Source organism: Trinickia terrae (genome assembly GCF_005144415.1).
In the GTDB taxonomy this organism is placed as follows: Bacteria; Pseudomonadota; Gammaproteobacteria; order Burkholderiales; family Burkholderiaceae; genus Trinickia_A; species Trinickia_A terrae.
Genome location: NZ_SWJE01000023.1, coordinates 14,283 through 30,041 on the forward strand (window position 1 = coordinate 14,283; position 15,759 = coordinate 30,041).

Genomic DNA, 15,759 nt, shown 5'->3' on the forward strand with positions numbered 1-15,759 from the left:
CGCTTACTCCGGTCCCATGCAAAGCTCCCCCCAAGGGGGCGGACGCCTCCCTTGGGGCAGCCCGGCGGGAGGCGTCGTGAGCACGCGCGCCCGGTTCTCGTTCTCGCGCTGGTGGAGCATCGTGCTCAAGGAGTTCCTGCAATTGCGCCGCGACCGCGTCACGTTCGCGATGATCGTCGGCGTGCCGATCATCCAGCTCACGCTGTTCGGCTTCGCGATCAACACCGATCCGAAGCACCTGCCGACCGCCGTCATCATCGCCGATCAAAGCCCGTTCTCGCGCAGCTTCGTCGCGGCGATGCGCAACTCGGACTACTTCGATATCGTCGAGACCCTGCCGAATGAAGAAGCGGGCCGCCACGCGCTCGCGCGCGGCGACGTGCAGTTCGTGCTATCCGTGCCTGCCGATTTCTCGCGCAGGCTGCTGCGCGGCGAGCGGCCTTCTCTGCTCGTCGAAGCCGACGCCACCGACCCGATCGCCACCAGCTCCGCGCTCGGCGCGCTGCCGGGGCTCGTGCAGCCCGTCGTCGACAAGGATCTCATCGGCCCGCTCGCGCACCTGAACGGCGGCCCCGCCGCGTTCGACGTCGAGGTCCACCGCCTCTACAACCCGGAGAACATCACGCAGTACAGCGTCGTGCCCGGCCTGATGGGCGTGATCCTCACGATGACGATGGTGATGATGACGGGCCTCGCGATCACGCGTGAACGCGAGCGCGGCACGATGGAGAACCTGCTGGCCACGCCCGTGCTGCCGATCGAGGTCACGACGGGCAAGATCGTGCCGTACGTGTTCATCGGCTTGCTTCAAGTAACGATCATTCTCGCCGCCGCACGCTTCGTGTTCGGCGTGCCGATGGTCGGCAGCCTGCTCGCGATCTACCTGTCGGCGCTGCTTTTCATTGCGGCGAACCTGACCGTCGGCATCACGATCTCGTCGCTCGCGCAGAACCAGCTGCAGGGGATGCAGCTCACCGTGTTCTACTTCCTGCCGAGCATCCTGCTCTCGGGCTTCATGTTCCCGTTCGCCGGCATGCCGAAGTGGGCGCAGTACCTCGGCGACGTGCTGCCGCTCACCTATTTCAACCGGCTCGTGCGCGGGATTCTGCTCAAGGGCAACGGATGGACCGATCTGTGGCCGTCCGTGTGGCCCGTCGCGCTGTTCATGGCCGTCATGCTGGGCATTGCGTTGCGCTTCTATCGGCGCACGCTCGATTAGCGCTCGCGCCCGCCGCCCCCGGAAGGATAGTCAGTTTCCGCCTCCGTAGAGCGCGTTCAACCGATCCAGCGTGCCGTCTTTCTGGGCGCGCTGCAACTCTTGATAGACCTCGGCACGCGTCTTGCCGACCGGGGCGCCGCTGCCACTCGTGCCGCCAAGCGAGCCGCCAACAGACTGAGCCGCAATCGCGGCGCCGCTATCGGGAGGCGTCCCGGATGTACCCGTGTCATCGCCCGCATATACCTGCGTCGCACACAGAGACAGTGTTGCGACGGGAATCAGAATCAGAGTCTTCATCGTAATCTCCAGCGTGGGTGCGTAGAAATGGCCGTCGCTGCCCGATGTGTTGGGGCGGTTGGGCCAAGCCGTTCAACGATCGCCGCACACCCGCACTCTATGCCCTGACCGCGAGCGTTTGAATAAGGCATTTTTCTAAAAGAGACTAGGGGATTGCCTTATTGAGCGGGGTGATTCTTGGTACGTGCGATAGCGCATAGAAAAAATCCGGCGCGGCTTCATAGTGGCGTATTTGAGGCGAACAATGGTCACCATTCGAGGTAGTTCCAGGTTCAGCCTCTTCCTGTACACCGGGATGGTTGCATTGGCGTATTACGCGGGTGCAAGGGTAGGACTCGCCTATGCGGTAGTGGGCGGCGCGGTCTCCCTGGTGTGGCCTTCCAGCGGCATCGCCCTGGTTGCCCTGTTCGCTCTGGGCTTCGCAGTTGCCCCTGGAATTGCCATTGGTTCCTTCCTGGCCAACGTGTCAGAGGGCGTGCCCATACCCGTGGCCGCGGTGATCGGCACCGGCGCCATGGTTGCAGCCTTGGGGGCGGCAATATTGTTGAACCGTGCGGTCCGATTCCAGATCACCCTCGACCGCATCAAGGACGTGCTGGCCTTCATCGGTCTGGCTGCAGTAGCGAGCACGGCAGTGAGCGCGCTGATTGGCGCGACCGCCCTGCTTGGAGGGGGCCTGGTGCGGGTCACCGAGTACGACTCAGCCCTTCTGAAATGGTGGCTCGGCGACATGATGGGGGTCCTGGTCGTGGCCCCGCCCCTGTTCAGCTTCCTCACGTATTCGAACCCGGTCCGCTCCGCGGAGCGGACCATAGAGGCGTGCGGACTGGCCGTCGCGACCTTCTGGGTGAGCTACCTCATCTTCGACGCGCCGCAGCTTGCCGGGCACGGCTACTATCCTGCAGCCTTGGCGATCGTTCCGTTCATCATCTGGGCGGCTCTGCGCTTCGATCACTTGGGCGCCAGCCTCGCGACCTTGATGGTCTCGAGCGTGGCCATCTGGGGTACCACCCACGGCACGGGTCCCTTCGCCGCCGAATCTCCAGTGGATAGCCTCGTGAGGTGGTGCACCTTCGCGAACGTCGTGGCAGTAACCGGACTGCTGCTGGTGGCGGCACGTGCTCAGGAGCAGCGCGTCCATCGCCTGCTGCAGGCATCCCACATCGAATTGGAACGGCGTGTCCAAAAGCGAACCGAAGACCTGGAGAAGACAAACAACGAACTCAAGGAGGAGATGGCGCAACGCCGTCTGTTGGAAAGAGAACTGATCCAGATCGGCGATCAGCAGCAGAGACTCATCGGCCGGGAGTTGCATGACGGACTTGGGCAACACCTGACCAGCCTGGGTCTGTACTGCGCCGCCTTGAATCAGAAACTGCAGACGCTGGGCCACCCAGCCGCCGCCGATGCCGCTACCATCGTCGGATTGGTGAAGCAGGCGTCCTTGATGACCCGCAGGATTGCCCATGGGTTGGACCCGGTCGCCATGGAATATGGTGGTCTTGCGGCCGCGCTGCATGGGTTGGCGGAGACGGCCCGCACGCTCAATGGCGTGGATTGCATGCTGCGGATCGCGCCAGATGTGGACTTGCTGGATCCGCTGGTGCAGATCAACCTCTACCGTGCGGCCCAGGAAGCAGTCAACAACGCGCTGAAATATAGCAACGGCCACCGCATTTGGATCGACTTGGAGCGGGCAGATGGCATGCAGACGCTTTCAATCAGCGACGACGGAGCGGGCGTCGCCCAGGAAGAAATGGAGCGTGCCTCGGGACTGGGACTTCACAGCCTGCGTCACCGGGCAAGCCTTCTGGGCGGCTCCTGCACCGTGACCCGCAACGCTTTCGGCGGCACCATGGTCGCCATCTGCTATCCGCTACCGGAGGGTCCGGGACATGCACGGGAAATCGTCTAGCTCGGGCCGTGCGACTCAAATCCTGATCGTGGATGACCACCCCATCATCCGGGAGGGGATGACGCACTTGCTGAATCTGCAAGGGGATCTGCACGTCTGCTGTGCGGCCGGCAGCGCCGAAGAAGCGCTCGCGGCGATGGCCTGCCGGCCCGATATGGCCATCGTGGACATCACTCTGCCATCGGACTCCGGCCTGGATCTTGTCAAGACCCTCCGCCACCGATATCCAAATTTGGCGATCCTCGTCCTCAGCATGCACGACGAAAGCCTGTTTGCCGAACGCGCACTACGGTCCGGGGCAAATGGGTATCTGATGAAACTCGAGGCCACAGAGCACGTCGTGAGCGCTATCCGCGAGGTGCTGGCAGGCAATATTTATTTAAGCGCCACGATGCATGAAAAACTGGCGCGGGCCCTTACGCTTCCCCAAAAGAGGCCGGAAGGCCCAATTGCGAGCCTTTCGGAACGGGAATTCGAGGTCCTGCATCTGATCGGACTAGGCTTCAGCACGCGCGAAATCGCCGAGAAACTGAATCGGAGCGTGAAGACCATCGAGGCGCATCAGGCCAACATCAAAGAAAAGCTGAATGTCCGTAGCGGCAAGGAGCTGATGCGCTTCGCAATTCAGTGGATCGAGAGCCAATAGGATGGAACCCACCCACTGAATAAGGCAATCCCCGAGGCCTTTTTAAGGCAGTCCCTTAGCTTTTTTTAGGAAGCCTGCCTGATTCATGCGCCTGCGGTCGGGGCATACAGTGCAGTCGTACCTGCCGGCGTGCCGCAATCCTTGGGCGGGGTGAGCAGGCGCAACCCAAAAGCCCCAAGGGGATCGCCGCCATGAATACCAAATTGCAGCGACTCGCACTCGCTCTGACCTCCGCGCCCATTGCTGGAACGGCCCGGAATCTATGGCCGGTGTGTCGCTGCATCGCGGTTGCGTGCCTCGTCGCGAGTCATACGCTGGCAGCGCAGGCGGCAGGAGGGATCACGGGCGCGGGCTCGACCTTCTTCGATCCCCTGGTGCAGAAGTGGGCTGCCTCCTACTACGACAGATCCGGCCAGCAGGTGAGTTTTCATCCCGTCGGCTCCGGGAACGGCATCGATCAACTGAAGGCAGCCAAGGTGAATTTTGGTGCCTCGGACATGCCGCTGAAACCAGACGAATTGCGCGAATTTGGACTCGTCCAATTTCCGGTGGCGGCGGGCGGCCTCGTGCCGGTGGTCAACCTCGATGGCATTGCCGCAGGACAGCTTCACCTGACGGGTGCGCTGCTGGCGGACATCTACTTGGGCAAGATCACCGAATGGAACGACGCGGCCATCAAAGCGGTCAATCCCGGTCTCGCGCTCCCCGATCTGAAAATCGTCGTGGTGCATCGCGGTGATCGCTCCGGGTCAACCTTCAATTGGACGAACTACCTGTGCGCGGTGAGCGCGCAATGGAGCGAGCAGGTGGGCAGCGGCCTGACGGTCAAATGGCCGGTGGGGGTCAACGCCACGAGCAGCCAGCTCGTCGCTACGTATGTAAAGCGGATCAGCGGTGCGATCGGCTATGTTGAACTGGCCTACGCCGCACCGGCGCACCTGGCCTATGCGATCGTTCAGAATAAAAGTGGCGCGTTTGTCGAGCCATCGGCCGCCAGTTTCGAGGCCGCGGTGGAAACAGTGGCTTGGGGCCGAGAGGACGATTTCTACCAAATCGTCACCAATCCGCCGGGCGGCCAAGCCTGGCCGATTCCTGGTGTCATTTTCATCCTGATGAAAGCCGGCTCCAACGACAAGGCTGCAGCGGCCGCCGCGCTAGCGCTCTTCCGGTGGGCCCTCATTGAGGGCCGAGGAGAGGCAGCCGCTGAAAATTACGGCACCCCGCCGCTGAATTTGGTCGACGACATAGAAGCGTATTGGGCCCGGAAGCTGTCCAATGGACAGGTCAGCGAAGTTGCCGCCGTCGGCTCGCCGAAGAACCGGACAAGCATGGTCCGCGAAACCAAATCGTTGCCGCCTGGTTTTTGAGAGCGCTTAGCACGGTGCACTGTGGCCGCATCCCGCCAAAGCCGACCATCGCGCTGTTCATGGCCGTCATGCCGGGCATTGCATTGCGCTTCTATCCCCGCACGCTCGACCAGCCCCCTCCCAACGGAATATTCGCGCCCGCCGGTCGTTTACTGCGTACGCGTCGCCCGCTGCCGTCGTCACTGGCCAAGCGGGCCGATCCTGTTTCGCGTGCTTCAAACAGGCGCTTGCAGCTGACCGAGAGGCAACGCGCCCGCATTCACCTAGAGTTCGCCCCAGCCGCTGCCGACGCTGCGCGATCGATCGCATCCGGGTCGCAAGACAGCGGCATGATTGCCCGCCGAATGGGCATGGGCGAGTGTTGCCTGCGGCGGCCGGCCCGCCATGCGTGCAGCGGCGACATGCACGCCGGCCCCGTGGCGTTCGCGGAGAGCGCATCATGAACTCATCGATAGCAGGGCCATCGGGCCAACGCAGTATCCGCTGCCGACGGCACACGTGGAAACAACGGCTGCTGACAACCGTTTGCGGCATGGGCCTCGCCTTTGCGGCGGCGGGTATCCCTGCAATCGCCGACGCCGATCCGCTGCTGCCGCCGCAATTCTTCACGTCGACCACGGTGCCCGCCAACGGCGACGAAAATCCATACGGCGTCGCCTTCGTGCCAGAGGGGTTCCCGAGCTTCGGCACGATCGACGCGGGCGACCTGCTCATCTCGAACTTCAACAACTCGAGCAACCAGCAAGGCACCGGAACCACGATCGTCAAGATCACTCGGGACAACAAACCGGTCACGTTCTTTCAAGGTTCCGGACTTGGCCTGACCACTGCGCTCGGCGTGCTCAGGGCCGGCTTCGTGGTGGTCGGCAGCACGCCGACCACCGACGGCACCTCCGCGACGGTCATGCCCGGCACGCTGCTGGTGCTCGATCGCACGGGCAACGTCGTCGCGCAATGGACGCCCGCGATGGCGAAGATCGACGGACCGTGGGACCTGACGATTTTCGATCGCGGCAGCGTCGCGAAGATCTTCGTATCGAACGTGCTCAGCGGAACCGTCGTGCGGCTCGACGTGTTCATCGACGGGAACGGCGTGCATCTCGTGCGCGCCACGCAAGTCGCGTCGGGCTATCTGACACGCACCGATCCGAACGCGCTGGTGGTTGGCCCGACCGGGCTCGTCTACGATCCGCAACGCGACGTGCTGTATGTCGCGTCGACGGGAGACAACGAGATCTTCGCCGTGTTCGGCGCGGGGACCTCGCGGCACGACGGCGGCAAAGGCGTGGTGATCTACGCGGATAACGCCCACCTGCGCGGCCCGCTCGCGCTGGCCCTCGGCCCCAATGGCGATCTGTTCACGTCCAATGGAGACGCCGTGAACACCGACCCGACGCATCCGAGCGAGATCGTCGAGTTCACGCCGCAAGGACGCTTCGTCGCGCAGTTGTCCATCGATCCGGGCACGGGTGGCGCATTCGGCCTCGCGTTCTCGCAGCCGGTGGATAGATTCGTGCGCTTTGCCGCCGTCGACGACAACACAAACAGCGTGACGGTGTGGCGACTGCCGTCGGGCGGAAATTAGCTTTGCATGGGACCAGAGTAGGTGCTGAAGCACTTACTCTGGTCGACAGCGTCCGTTTACGCGCATCCCGGTCGGATAAAATACGCCCCCTCCAGGCCAATTCCTGCACGAACGGAGTGTTTCCAGTGATTCAACCGAGCAACGTATTCAAGGACAACCTCGCCCAACTGCCCGCCATCGACGGCATCGAGCGCATCGATCTGGTCGACGGCCAGGGCGCGGTGGTGGCAAGCATCGAGAACAAGCCGGGCAAGCAGGGCTCGCTCGCCGTGTACCACTATCTCCGCCAGGCATTCGGCACGCTCGACGCCAAGGCTGCCGAGCACGGCCTCGCCGTGTTCGCCGAACATACGGCCGATGCGCGCAACCGTCCGGGCGCGCATCCGAACGTCGATCGCCTGCTCGCGATCGCGGCCGGTGCGGAGGCGTTGCGCATCGACGTCGCCGCGGCAGCCTGAGCGTCCTCCGGCTGCGCGGGACGACGCGGATCGCTTGACGTCACGCTTCGAATTCCGCGTGTGTGCGTCGATATCGATGGAGATATCGGCGCACCGCTTTGCGCACGCAAATCCTTTCAAAAAGCATTCACCCCAACAGCGTGTAAACTGCTGCCTTTTTCGATTCTTGTGGAATGTTGCAAGCTCCTCAGCGCACAGCCTTCAGCGGCCCGACGCTCGTTCGCTTGCTCGCCCGCCTCGCTGACGCCGACGTCCCCGAACCCGCGCAATCGCTCTCGGACCGCTTGAGCCAATGGCTCGGCTGGACCGACGCCATCGCGCTGTCCTCGGCGTTGAACGGCAACCCGCCCGCCGTTGCGTCGCGCGCCCGCGCCGACGTCGGCGAAGCGGAAAGCCTGTGCCTCCATGCACGCAGCGCCTTGACGAAATCCATCGTCGGCGGGAACGCGCGCGACGCCGCGAAGCGCAGCGTTCTGGTGCGAACGTCGCAGGATTCGGCAATGGATGCCACGGTCGCCACGGTGGATTACGCGGACTTTCGCCAGCGCTATCTCTCGATGCAGCAGGCGATGGAGATGGAGATCGGCAATCTGCGCGGCCGCCTGCGCGGCATGCTGGCCGCCAAGTCGCCCGCCATGGCCAAGCTCGCCGTGGTCGACGCCACCATGGAGCGCGCACTGGGCCCGCGCGAACGGAGTCTGCTGGCCTCGGTGCCGGCGCTGCTCGCAGCGTACTTCGAGCGTTTGCGCGAGACCGAACAGCAGACGCTGGCCGACGCCGAATCGTCGGGAGACACCGCCGCGGTCAAACCCGGCGCGTGGCTGAACGTGTTCCGCAAGGATATGCAGAGCGTGTTGCTCGCCGAACTCGAGGTTCGGTTTCAACCAGTCGAAGGGTTGCTCGCGGCCCTTCGCAGTTAACCAAGACGCTATGTCCGGATTTCGCTTTCATCTCGTTGTTTTTCTGGCAGGTCTCGCCGCGGTGTGCTGGATCGGCGCAGGCTACCTCGTCACGAACCCGCTGGCGCTGGCCGTCACGCTGCTGATCGGCGCTTGCTACGTTGCTGGCGCGCTCGAACTGCGGCGCTACCAGCAGGCTACGTCCACCTTGGCGCGCGCCGTCGCGGAACTCTCCGCGCCGCCCGCGAAGCTCGGCGTCTGGCTCGATCAATTGCATCCCAGCCTGCGCAGCCCGGTGCTCCTGCGCATCGAGGGCGAGCGCGCGGCCCTGCCCGGCCCCGCGCTGACGCCGTATCTGGTCGGCTTGCTGGTGCTGCTGGGGATGCTCGGCACGCTGCTGGGCATGGTCGGCACGCTGCGCGGCACCGGCGCGGCGCTGCAAAGCGCGTCGGACCTGGAAGCCATTCGCGCCTCGCTCGCCGCGCCGCTCAGAGGTCTGGGATTCGCGTTCGGCACCTCGATTGCGGGCGTGGCGACCTCCGCCATGCTCGGGCTGCTTTCCGCGCTGTGCCGGCGCGAACGGCTCCAGGCGGCGCAGGCGCTCGATGCGAAGATCGCCACGGCCTTGCGGACTCACTCGCACGCCCATCAGCGCGAGGAAACCTTCAAGCTCCTGCAGCGGCAGGCCGAGGCGATGCCCGCGCTGGTCGACCGGCTGCAGACGATGACGACCGCCATCGAACGGCAAAGCCTGGCGTTGAACGAACGGCACATCGCCAGCCAGCAAGCGTTCATCGAGAAGACGGAGGCCGCCTACCTGCGCCTCGCCTCCGCGATGGGCCAGTCGTTGAAGGAAAGCGCCGAGCAAAGCGCGCGCGCCGCCGGAGCGGCGCTGCAGCCGGCCATGGAGGCCACGATGGCGGGTCTCGCGCGCGAGACGGCCGCGCTGCATGACACCGTCACGCACGCGGTCGAGCAGCAGTTGAGCGGGCTGTCGACGGGCTTCGAGACCGCGGCCACGAACGTAGCGGAGATCTGGAAGCAGGCGCTGGCCGGGCACCAGCAATCGAGCGAGGCCCTTGCCCAACATCTGCATGCCTCGCTCGATCGATTCACCGCCACCTTCGAGCAACGTTCGGCCAGCCTGCTGGACGGCGTCTCCGCACGGCTGGAAACGACGGCAGGCAGCGTGTCGGAAGCGTGGCGCGAGGCGTTGTCGAAACAGGAGCGCGCCGGCGAGAAACTGGCCGCCGACAACCAGCACGCGCTCGCGACGGCCGCGGCGGCCTTCGAGCAGCATTCGGCATCGCTCTTGCGCACGATGGAGCAGTCGCATGCGGACTTGCAGACGGAATTGGCGTCGCGCGACGAGCACCGTCTGGCGGCCTGGAACGAATCGATCGCGTCAATGAGCGCAACGCTGCGCCACGAGTGGGCTGAGACGAGCGCGCAGAGCGCGAGCCGCCAGCAAGAGATCTGCGACACGCTGGAACGCACCGCGCGCGATATCTCCGCGCAGACGCAAGCGCACGCCGGCGACACGATCGCCGAGATCTCGCGGCTCGTGGAAGCCGCCTCGGAAGCGCCGAAGGCCGCAGCCGACGTGATCGCGGAACTGCGCCAGAAGCTCTCCGACAGCATGGCGCGCGACACCGCGATCCTCGCGGAGCGCAGCCGCCTGCTGGAAACGATCGAGACCCTGCTTGGCGCCGTGAACCATGCGTCCACCGAGCAGCGCTCGGCCATCGACGCGCTCGTCGCCACCTCGGCGGACCTGCTCGATCGCGTCGGCACGCGGTTCACCGACAAGGTCGAGGCCGAAACGCAGAATCTTGGCGCCATCGCGGCACAGGTCACCGGCAGCGCCGTCGAAGTGGCGAGCCTCGGCGAAGCATTCGGCGCGGCCGTCCAGCTGTTCGGCGAGTCGAACGACAAGCTCGTTGCCCACCTGCAGCGGATCGAAACCGCGCTCGACAAGTCGCTCGCGCGCAGCGACGAGCAGCTTGCCTACTACGTCGCACAGGCCAGGGAAGTGATCGACCTGAGCACGATGTCGCAAAAGCAGATCGTCGAAGAATTGCATCGCGTGGCGCAACGCACGGCCGCCGGAGCGGAAGCGCAATGAGCGACGACATCGACGGCGGCGTCGAGCCCACGGTCCCCGTATGGGCCGCCTTCGGCGACTTGATGTCGATCCTGCTGGGAGCCTTCGTGCTGATCCTGGTCGGCATCATCGGCATGCAGCTCGAGCTGACTTCCAAGCTCGATGCCGAGATCAAGCAGCGGCAGATGGAGACGCAGCGCCGCAAAACGCTGGAGCAGGCGTTGGCGGGACCGCTCGCGGCCGGGCGCGTGACGCTCGTCAATGGACGCATCGGCATCAGCGGCAACGTGCTGTTCGCGCTGAACTCCGATCAATTGCAGCCCGAAGGCAAAGAGATCTTGAAGAGCCTGGCCGGACCGCTGTCCGCCTACCTCGCGGCCCACGACGAGATCCTGATGGTGAGCGGCTTTGCCGACGACCAGCAGGTGCACGCGGGCAACCGGCGTTTCGCCGACAACTGGGAGCTGTCGGCACAGCGCGCATTGACGGTGACGCGTGCGTTCATCGGCGACGGCATCCCTGCCTCGTCGGTGTTTGCGGCGGCGTTCGGCTCGGAGCAACCGGTCAGTTCGAATGCCGACGATGCGGGACGGGCCAAGAACCGGCGCGTGGAAATCGCGCCCGTGCCGAGGTCTTCCACTACTGCGGCAAAGCCTCGTGAGTAGCGGCGGCGCACACGTGCGCCAAACGCTCGACGCATGGCGCGAGCGCGGCGACGATCGCTTCGACCCCGTCCGCTTTCGTTTCATCGAAGCGCTCGAGCGGCGAGCAGTGAGCCACATCGGCGAGGCGAGGCGGGTCTTGGACGACAAGTTGTCCAAGCTGATCGAGGTCTATGCCGGCGATCTGGCGCGCGCTGCGTCCTCGGCTCGTGATGCGAGCAACGGGGCATCGTCGCGTGAACAGCTTGCACGCGGAGCGCTTGCAGGACTGGTCGATCACATTGACGGCGCCGCGCCGCGAAGTTCGTCATACCCCGAACTGGAGTTGCTCGACTATTTCCGGAAAACCTGGTCCAAGTTCAGCGCCGCCAAGCAGTTGCGGCAATCGTTCGACCAGGTGCCGAGAAATGCTGGTCCGCTCAATTCGAGCAGCCTCGTGCATCGGTCGCTTTCGCTGATGCGCGAGTTGTCGCCGGGGTATCTCCAGCAGTTTCTGTCGTATGCCGATGCGCTGGCGTGGCTGGAGCAGATGAACGGCGGCGAGGCGGCAGCGAGCAAAGAGGCGCCGCGCGCCGCCAGCGCCAAGAAGAGCGGCCGAAGCAAATCGCGGTAGCGCCTCGGCCGCCGGGCATCCCCGCTCGCCGTACGGCAACTCACGCCGGCTGCGAAACCAGCGTGCAGAATTTCTCCAGATCGACATTGCCGCCGCTGATCAGCACGCCGATACGCTTGCCCTTGAGCTGATCCCTCATCTGCCTCGCCGCCGCGAAGCCGAGGCAGCCCGTGGGCTCCGCGACGATCTTCATGCGCGCAGCGAAGAAGCGCATGCAGTCGACCAGTTGCGCATCGCTGGCCGTCAGAATGTCGTCGACGTTACGCTGGATGAGCGGGAACGTGATGTTGCCGAGGTGCTGAGTCTGAGCGCCGTCCGCGATCGTCTTGGGAGTCTCGATATGCACGATCGCCCCCGACCGGAATGACTGCTGCCCGTCGTTGCCCGCTTCCGGCTCGACGCCGTAGAGCCGCGTATTCGGCGACAGCTCGCGCGTCGCCAGCGCCGAACCGGACAGCAGGCCCCCGCCGCCCAGCGGCACGAAGAATGCATCGAGCGGCCCGGTTTCCTCGAACAGCTCGAGCGCCGCGGTGCCCTGCCCCGCAATCACGTCGGCGTGATCGTACGGCGGGATCAACGTGAGCCCATGCTTCTCCGCAAGATCGCGCCCGATCTGCTCTCGGTCTTCCTTGTAGCGGTCGTAGATCACGACATTGCCGCCGTATCCCTTCGTTGCAGCCACTTTCGCCGCCGGCGCATCGTGAGGCATCACGATCGTCGCCGGCATGCCGAGCAACTTCGCCGACAAGGCGATGGCCTGCGCATGGTTGCCGGACGAGAACGCCACCACGCCTGCCTTGCGTTGCGCCTCGCTGAACCGCGACAACGCATTGAACGCGCCGCGGAACTTGAAAGCGCCCATGCGCTGAAGGTTCTCGCACTTGAAGAACACCTCCGCGCCAAGCTCTTCATTGATCGTGCGCGACGTCATGACGGGAGTGCGGTGGGCGTAGCCCTTGATTCTTTCAGCGGCCGCAGCGACGTCGGCGAAGGTGGGAAGAGACAGGTTGCTCATGGGAGGCTCGGCCAAGGAAGTCATTCGGAGACACATTCAAGACAGTATGTATAAATCAAGACATTTCGTCAATTCTACCGGGTAACGGTAACCGGCCATCGTTCAATTCGAGTGAATGAAAGATTGCTGCGGCCTTTACCCTCCCGGCCGCGCTTGCGCCTATAGTGGCCCAATCGCCGTTCCAGGACCGCACGATGAGCCTCGCATCCCTCGACACCCCCGCAGCCTTGATCGACGTCGCTCGCATGACGCGCAACATCGAGCGCATGCAGCGCCGGCTCGATGCGCTCGGTGTACGGTTCCGTCCGCACGTCAAGACCACGAAATGCGGACAGGTCGTGCGTGCGCAGATCACCGCCGGCGCGCAAGGCATCACGGTCTCCACGCTGAAAGAGGCGGAGCAGTTCTTCGCGATGGGCATCTCCGACATCGTGTATGCGGTAGGAATGGTTCCAAGCAAGTTGAAGCAGGCGCTCGCACTCCGCCGGCGAGGATGCGGCTTGAAGATCGTCGCCGACAGCCTCTACTGCGCGAACGCGATCGCCGCCTTCGGCCGCGAACACGGGGAGACCTTCGAAGTGTGGATCGAAGTCGATGTCGACGGACACCGCTCGGGCATTCCTCCGGAAGACGATCTGCTGATCGCGGTCGGGCGCGCGCTGGCCGACTGCGGGATGACGCTCGGCGGCGTATTGGCCCACGCGGGGTCGAGCTACGAGTACAACACGCACGCGGACTTGGTGCGAATCGCCGAGCAGGAGCGCGAGCGCACCGTGCGCGCCGCCGAGCGGCTTCGCGCGGCCGGACTGCCCTGCCCGGTGGTCAGCATCGGGTCGACGCCGACCGCCCTGTCCGCCGAGCGACTCGAAGGCGTGACCGAAGTACGCGCGGGAGTCTACGTCATGTTCGATCTGGTGATGCACAACGTCGGCGTCTGCGAGACCTCCGACATCGCGCTGAGCGTGCTGACCACCGTAATCGGTCACCAGGAAGAGAAAGGCTGGGCGATCGTCGATGCGGGCTGGATGGCGATGAGCCGCGACCGCGGCACGCAGCGTCAGCCGCACGATTTCGGATACGGATTGGTCTGCTCGGAAGACGGCGAACCGCTCGGCGACTACGTCATGAGCAGCGCAAACCAGGAGCACGGGATCGTCTCGCGCGCCGGAGCGACGGATCGAGACATCGCCGCGCGATTCCCCATCGGCACGCGTCTGCGCATCCTGCCGAACCACGCCTGCGCGACGGGTGCCCAGCATCCCGAGTATCACGCGCTGAACGAGGATGGCTCGGTCGAGACGTGGCCGCGATTCTATGGCTGGTAATACGCGGCTGGTAGTCCAGCGAAACCGAATGAGCCATTACCAAGGCCAGGGAACACGCGTTCCCAGATTCGACTTGTCCGCCCGTTCATAGAGCATCTGCGCCACCGTCAGGTCCTGCAGGGCGAGGCCTGTCATGTCGAACACGGTGATGTCCTCGGGCCGGCGACTCACCTTCTCCGGCGCCGCCAGCACGTCGCCGAGTTCCGCGCAGGCGACATCCGGCGTCCATTGCGCCTCGCCGATCTGGCGAGCCTGGACGCGATCGTCGACGAACAGCCGAACGCGCTCGAGCATGCCCTCCGGCAATTCGCGCTTGCCCTTGGTATCCGCGCCGACGCAATTCAGATGCGTGCCGGGTTGGACGGCGTCCGCGCTGAACAGCGCGCCGCCGCCCGGTGTCGCCGTGATGACGATGTCGCTCGCAGAGACCGCTTCGTTCGCGTCCGTAGCGTGGGAAATCTCGCATCGATCGCTGAAGCAGGACTCGAAGCCCGCATCGGCGGCGCGCGCCGCGGTGAGATAGCGGATGGACGCGATCGCCGGAATCATGTGGAGCGCAAACATGACCTGAATCCGCGCCTGGACGCCCGTGCCGAATACGCAAAGACGGCGGCTCCCGGGCCGGGCCAGCGCGCGCAGCCCCAGGCCGCCGGCCGCGCCCGTGCGCATCGTCGTGATGGCGTTGCCGTCGATCACGCAGAGCGGGCGGCCCGTCGCCGGATCGATCAGCATGATTGTCGCTTGATGAGGCTCGCTGCCTTGGCTCCGATTCGACGGCCAGAAACCCGCCGCCTTGAATCCCAGCAGCGATTCCGACTGGACATCGCCGGCCTTGATGCCGAACACGCCGCCGGTCCTCAAAGACTCGCGGATCAACGGAAACACCCGCCCCTCACCCAGCCGGTGCAGCTCGAACGCACGCTCGACGGCCGTCAACACGTCGCCGGTAGTGAGAAGGCTCTCGACCACGTCCTTGTCGAGCAGCAGCAGTTGGGCATCACTTCGCATCGTTGTACACCGTCGCACGTGAAACGCCGAGGTGCTGGGCGATGATCTCCATCGAGCGGCGCACCTCCAGATATCCCGCTTCCTTGAGTTCCTGCATCAGCTCCCGGCGCTGTTCGATCTTGAGCATGTGCGGCGTCGTCGCGAGATTCATCGCGAACGTGTCGATGCGCTCGCGAATCGCGTCCGCGTTGGCGGGGTCCAGCGTCTCCTTGACCGGCGCGCCTTCCACGCTGCAAAACTGGTTCAGCATGCCCTGTATGCCGCGAAACAGCGTGACGTCGACGTTCAGGCACAGCGCGGCGACGTAGCGCCCCGTGGCGTCCTTGATGCCGATCGAGGTGCTCTTCGCCGTGCGGCCGTCGGCGAACCGGTTGGGGTAGTTCGCGAGGAGCTGGGGAAAGTTGTCGTCGGCAATTCGCGCGAGGCCGAGTTCAGTCGTCGGATCGCCAACCGACCTTCCCGAGAGGTTGTTGTGGATCGCCAGGATCGAATGCTTGGGCGTGCGCAGATCATGGACCACGACCTCGGTGAATGGCGCAAACATCTCGCCAAGCCCTTGCGCGATGCACTGGACTTGCTCCAGCAGGGACTCCTGCTCCGACTTGGGTTTCTTCCTGGCCATATTAGACGGTTTATCTAAGTTTGA

15 protein-coding genes are annotated in these 15,759 nt (G+C 64.5%); 11 read left to right on the forward strand and 4 right to left on the reverse strand.

Annotated elements, in window-relative coordinates:
- Positions 1-76: 76 nt before the first annotated feature.
- Entirely contained in the window at positions 77-1,219 is a 1,143-nt protein-coding gene (locus FAZ69_RS30255) for an ABC transporter permease (RefSeq protein WP_240702531.1), read from the forward strand.
- A gap of 30 nt (positions 1,220-1,249) precedes the next feature.
- Here FAZ69_RS30255 and FAZ69_RS30260 read toward each other — a convergent pair whose 3' ends face one another.
- Positions 1,250-1,516 (reverse strand): DUF4148 domain-containing protein, encoded by a 267-nt coding sequence (locus FAZ69_RS30260; RefSeq protein WP_136898775.1) that lies wholly within the window; start codon positions 1,514-1,516, stop codon positions 1,250-1,252.
- Positions 1,517-1,760: 244 nt separating this feature from the next.
- Between FAZ69_RS30260 and FAZ69_RS30265 the strand changes: the two genes are divergently transcribed.
- From FAZ69_RS30265 to FAZ69_RS30305, 9 genes are all read left to right on the forward strand, one after another.
- A complete protein-coding gene (locus FAZ69_RS30265; protein ID WP_136898776.1) occupies positions 1,761-3,431 on the forward strand; it encodes an MASE1 domain-containing protein in 1,671 nt (556 codons plus the stop codon).
- On the forward strand, positions 3,412-4,077 hold the full coding sequence (locus FAZ69_RS30270; protein WP_136898777.1) for a response regulator: 666 nt from the start codon (positions 3,412-3,414) through the stop codon (positions 4,075-4,077). The genes FAZ69_RS30265 and FAZ69_RS30270 overlap by 20 nt, the downstream gene beginning before the upstream one ends.
- A gap of 191 nt (positions 4,078-4,268) precedes the next feature.
- A complete protein-coding gene (pstS, locus tag FAZ69_RS30275; RefSeq protein WP_136898778.1) occupies positions 4,269-5,444 on the forward strand; it encodes a phosphate ABC transporter substrate-binding protein PstS in 1,176 nt (391 codons plus the stop codon).
- A 532-nt stretch (positions 5,445-5,976) separates the two neighbouring features.
- Positions 5,977-7,029, forward strand: coding sequence for an NHL repeat-containing protein (locus FAZ69_RS30280; protein ID WP_240702532.1), 1,053 nt, complete (start codon positions 5,977-5,979; stop codon positions 7,027-7,029).
- A gap of 125 nt (positions 7,030-7,154) precedes the next feature.
- Positions 7,155-7,487, forward strand: a complete 333-nt coding sequence (locus tag FAZ69_RS30285; RefSeq protein ID WP_136898779.1) for a DUF2322 family protein — start codon at positions 7,155-7,157, stop codon at positions 7,485-7,487.
- 173 nt (positions 7,488-7,660) lie between these two features.
- A complete protein-coding gene (locus tag FAZ69_RS30290) occupies positions 7,661-8,407 on the forward strand; it encodes a DUF3348 domain-containing protein (RefSeq protein ID WP_136898780.1) in 747 nt (248 codons plus the stop codon).
- Between the two features lie 10 nt (positions 8,408-8,417).
- Positions 8,418-10,511 (forward strand): DUF802 domain-containing protein, encoded by a 2,094-nt coding sequence (locus tag FAZ69_RS30295; RefSeq protein ID WP_136898781.1) that lies wholly within the window; start codon positions 8,418-8,420, stop codon positions 10,509-10,511.
- Positions 10,508-11,155, forward strand: coding sequence for an OmpA family protein (locus tag FAZ69_RS30300; protein WP_136898782.1), 648 nt, complete (start codon positions 10,508-10,510; stop codon positions 11,153-11,155). Before FAZ69_RS30295 ends, FAZ69_RS30300 begins: the two co-directional genes overlap by 4 nt.
- Positions 11,148-11,765: a DUF2894 domain-containing protein gene (locus FAZ69_RS30305; protein ID WP_240702534.1), complete on the forward strand. Its 618-nt coding sequence runs from the start codon at positions 11,148-11,150 to the stop codon at positions 11,763-11,765. The genes FAZ69_RS30300 and FAZ69_RS30305 overlap by 8 nt, the downstream gene beginning before the upstream one ends.
- A 40-nt stretch (positions 11,766-11,805) precedes the next feature.
- Here FAZ69_RS30305 and FAZ69_RS30310 read toward each other — a convergent pair whose 3' ends face one another.
- Positions 11,806-12,780 carry a threo-3-hydroxy-L-aspartate ammonia-lyase gene (locus FAZ69_RS30310; RefSeq protein ID WP_136898784.1) on the reverse strand — a complete coding sequence of 325 codons (975 nt, stop codon included), beginning with the start codon at positions 12,778-12,780 and terminating at the stop codon, positions 11,806-11,808.
- A 194-nt stretch (positions 12,781-12,974) separates the two neighbouring features.
- Here FAZ69_RS30310 and FAZ69_RS30315 point away from each other — a divergent pair, with 194 nt between their 5' ends.
- Entirely contained in the window at positions 12,975-14,105 is a 1,131-nt protein-coding gene (locus FAZ69_RS30315; protein ID WP_136898785.1) for a DSD1 family PLP-dependent enzyme, read from the forward strand.
- Between the two features lie 36 nt (positions 14,106-14,141).
- On the opposite strand, the gene FAZ69_RS30320 is transcribed toward FAZ69_RS30315, so the two are convergent.
- Together FAZ69_RS30320 and FAZ69_RS30325 are read right to left on the reverse strand one after the other, a co-directional pair.
- On the reverse strand, positions 14,142-15,113 hold the full coding sequence (locus tag FAZ69_RS30320; RefSeq protein WP_136898786.1) for an ornithine cyclodeaminase family protein: 972 nt from the start codon (positions 15,111-15,113) through the stop codon (positions 14,142-14,144).
- Entirely contained in the window at positions 15,103-15,735 is a 633-nt protein-coding gene (locus FAZ69_RS30325; protein ID WP_136898787.1) for a helix-turn-helix transcriptional regulator, read from the reverse strand. The genes FAZ69_RS30320 and FAZ69_RS30325 overlap by 11 nt, the downstream gene beginning before the upstream one ends.
- Between the last annotated feature and the right edge of the window lie 24 nt (positions 15,736-15,759).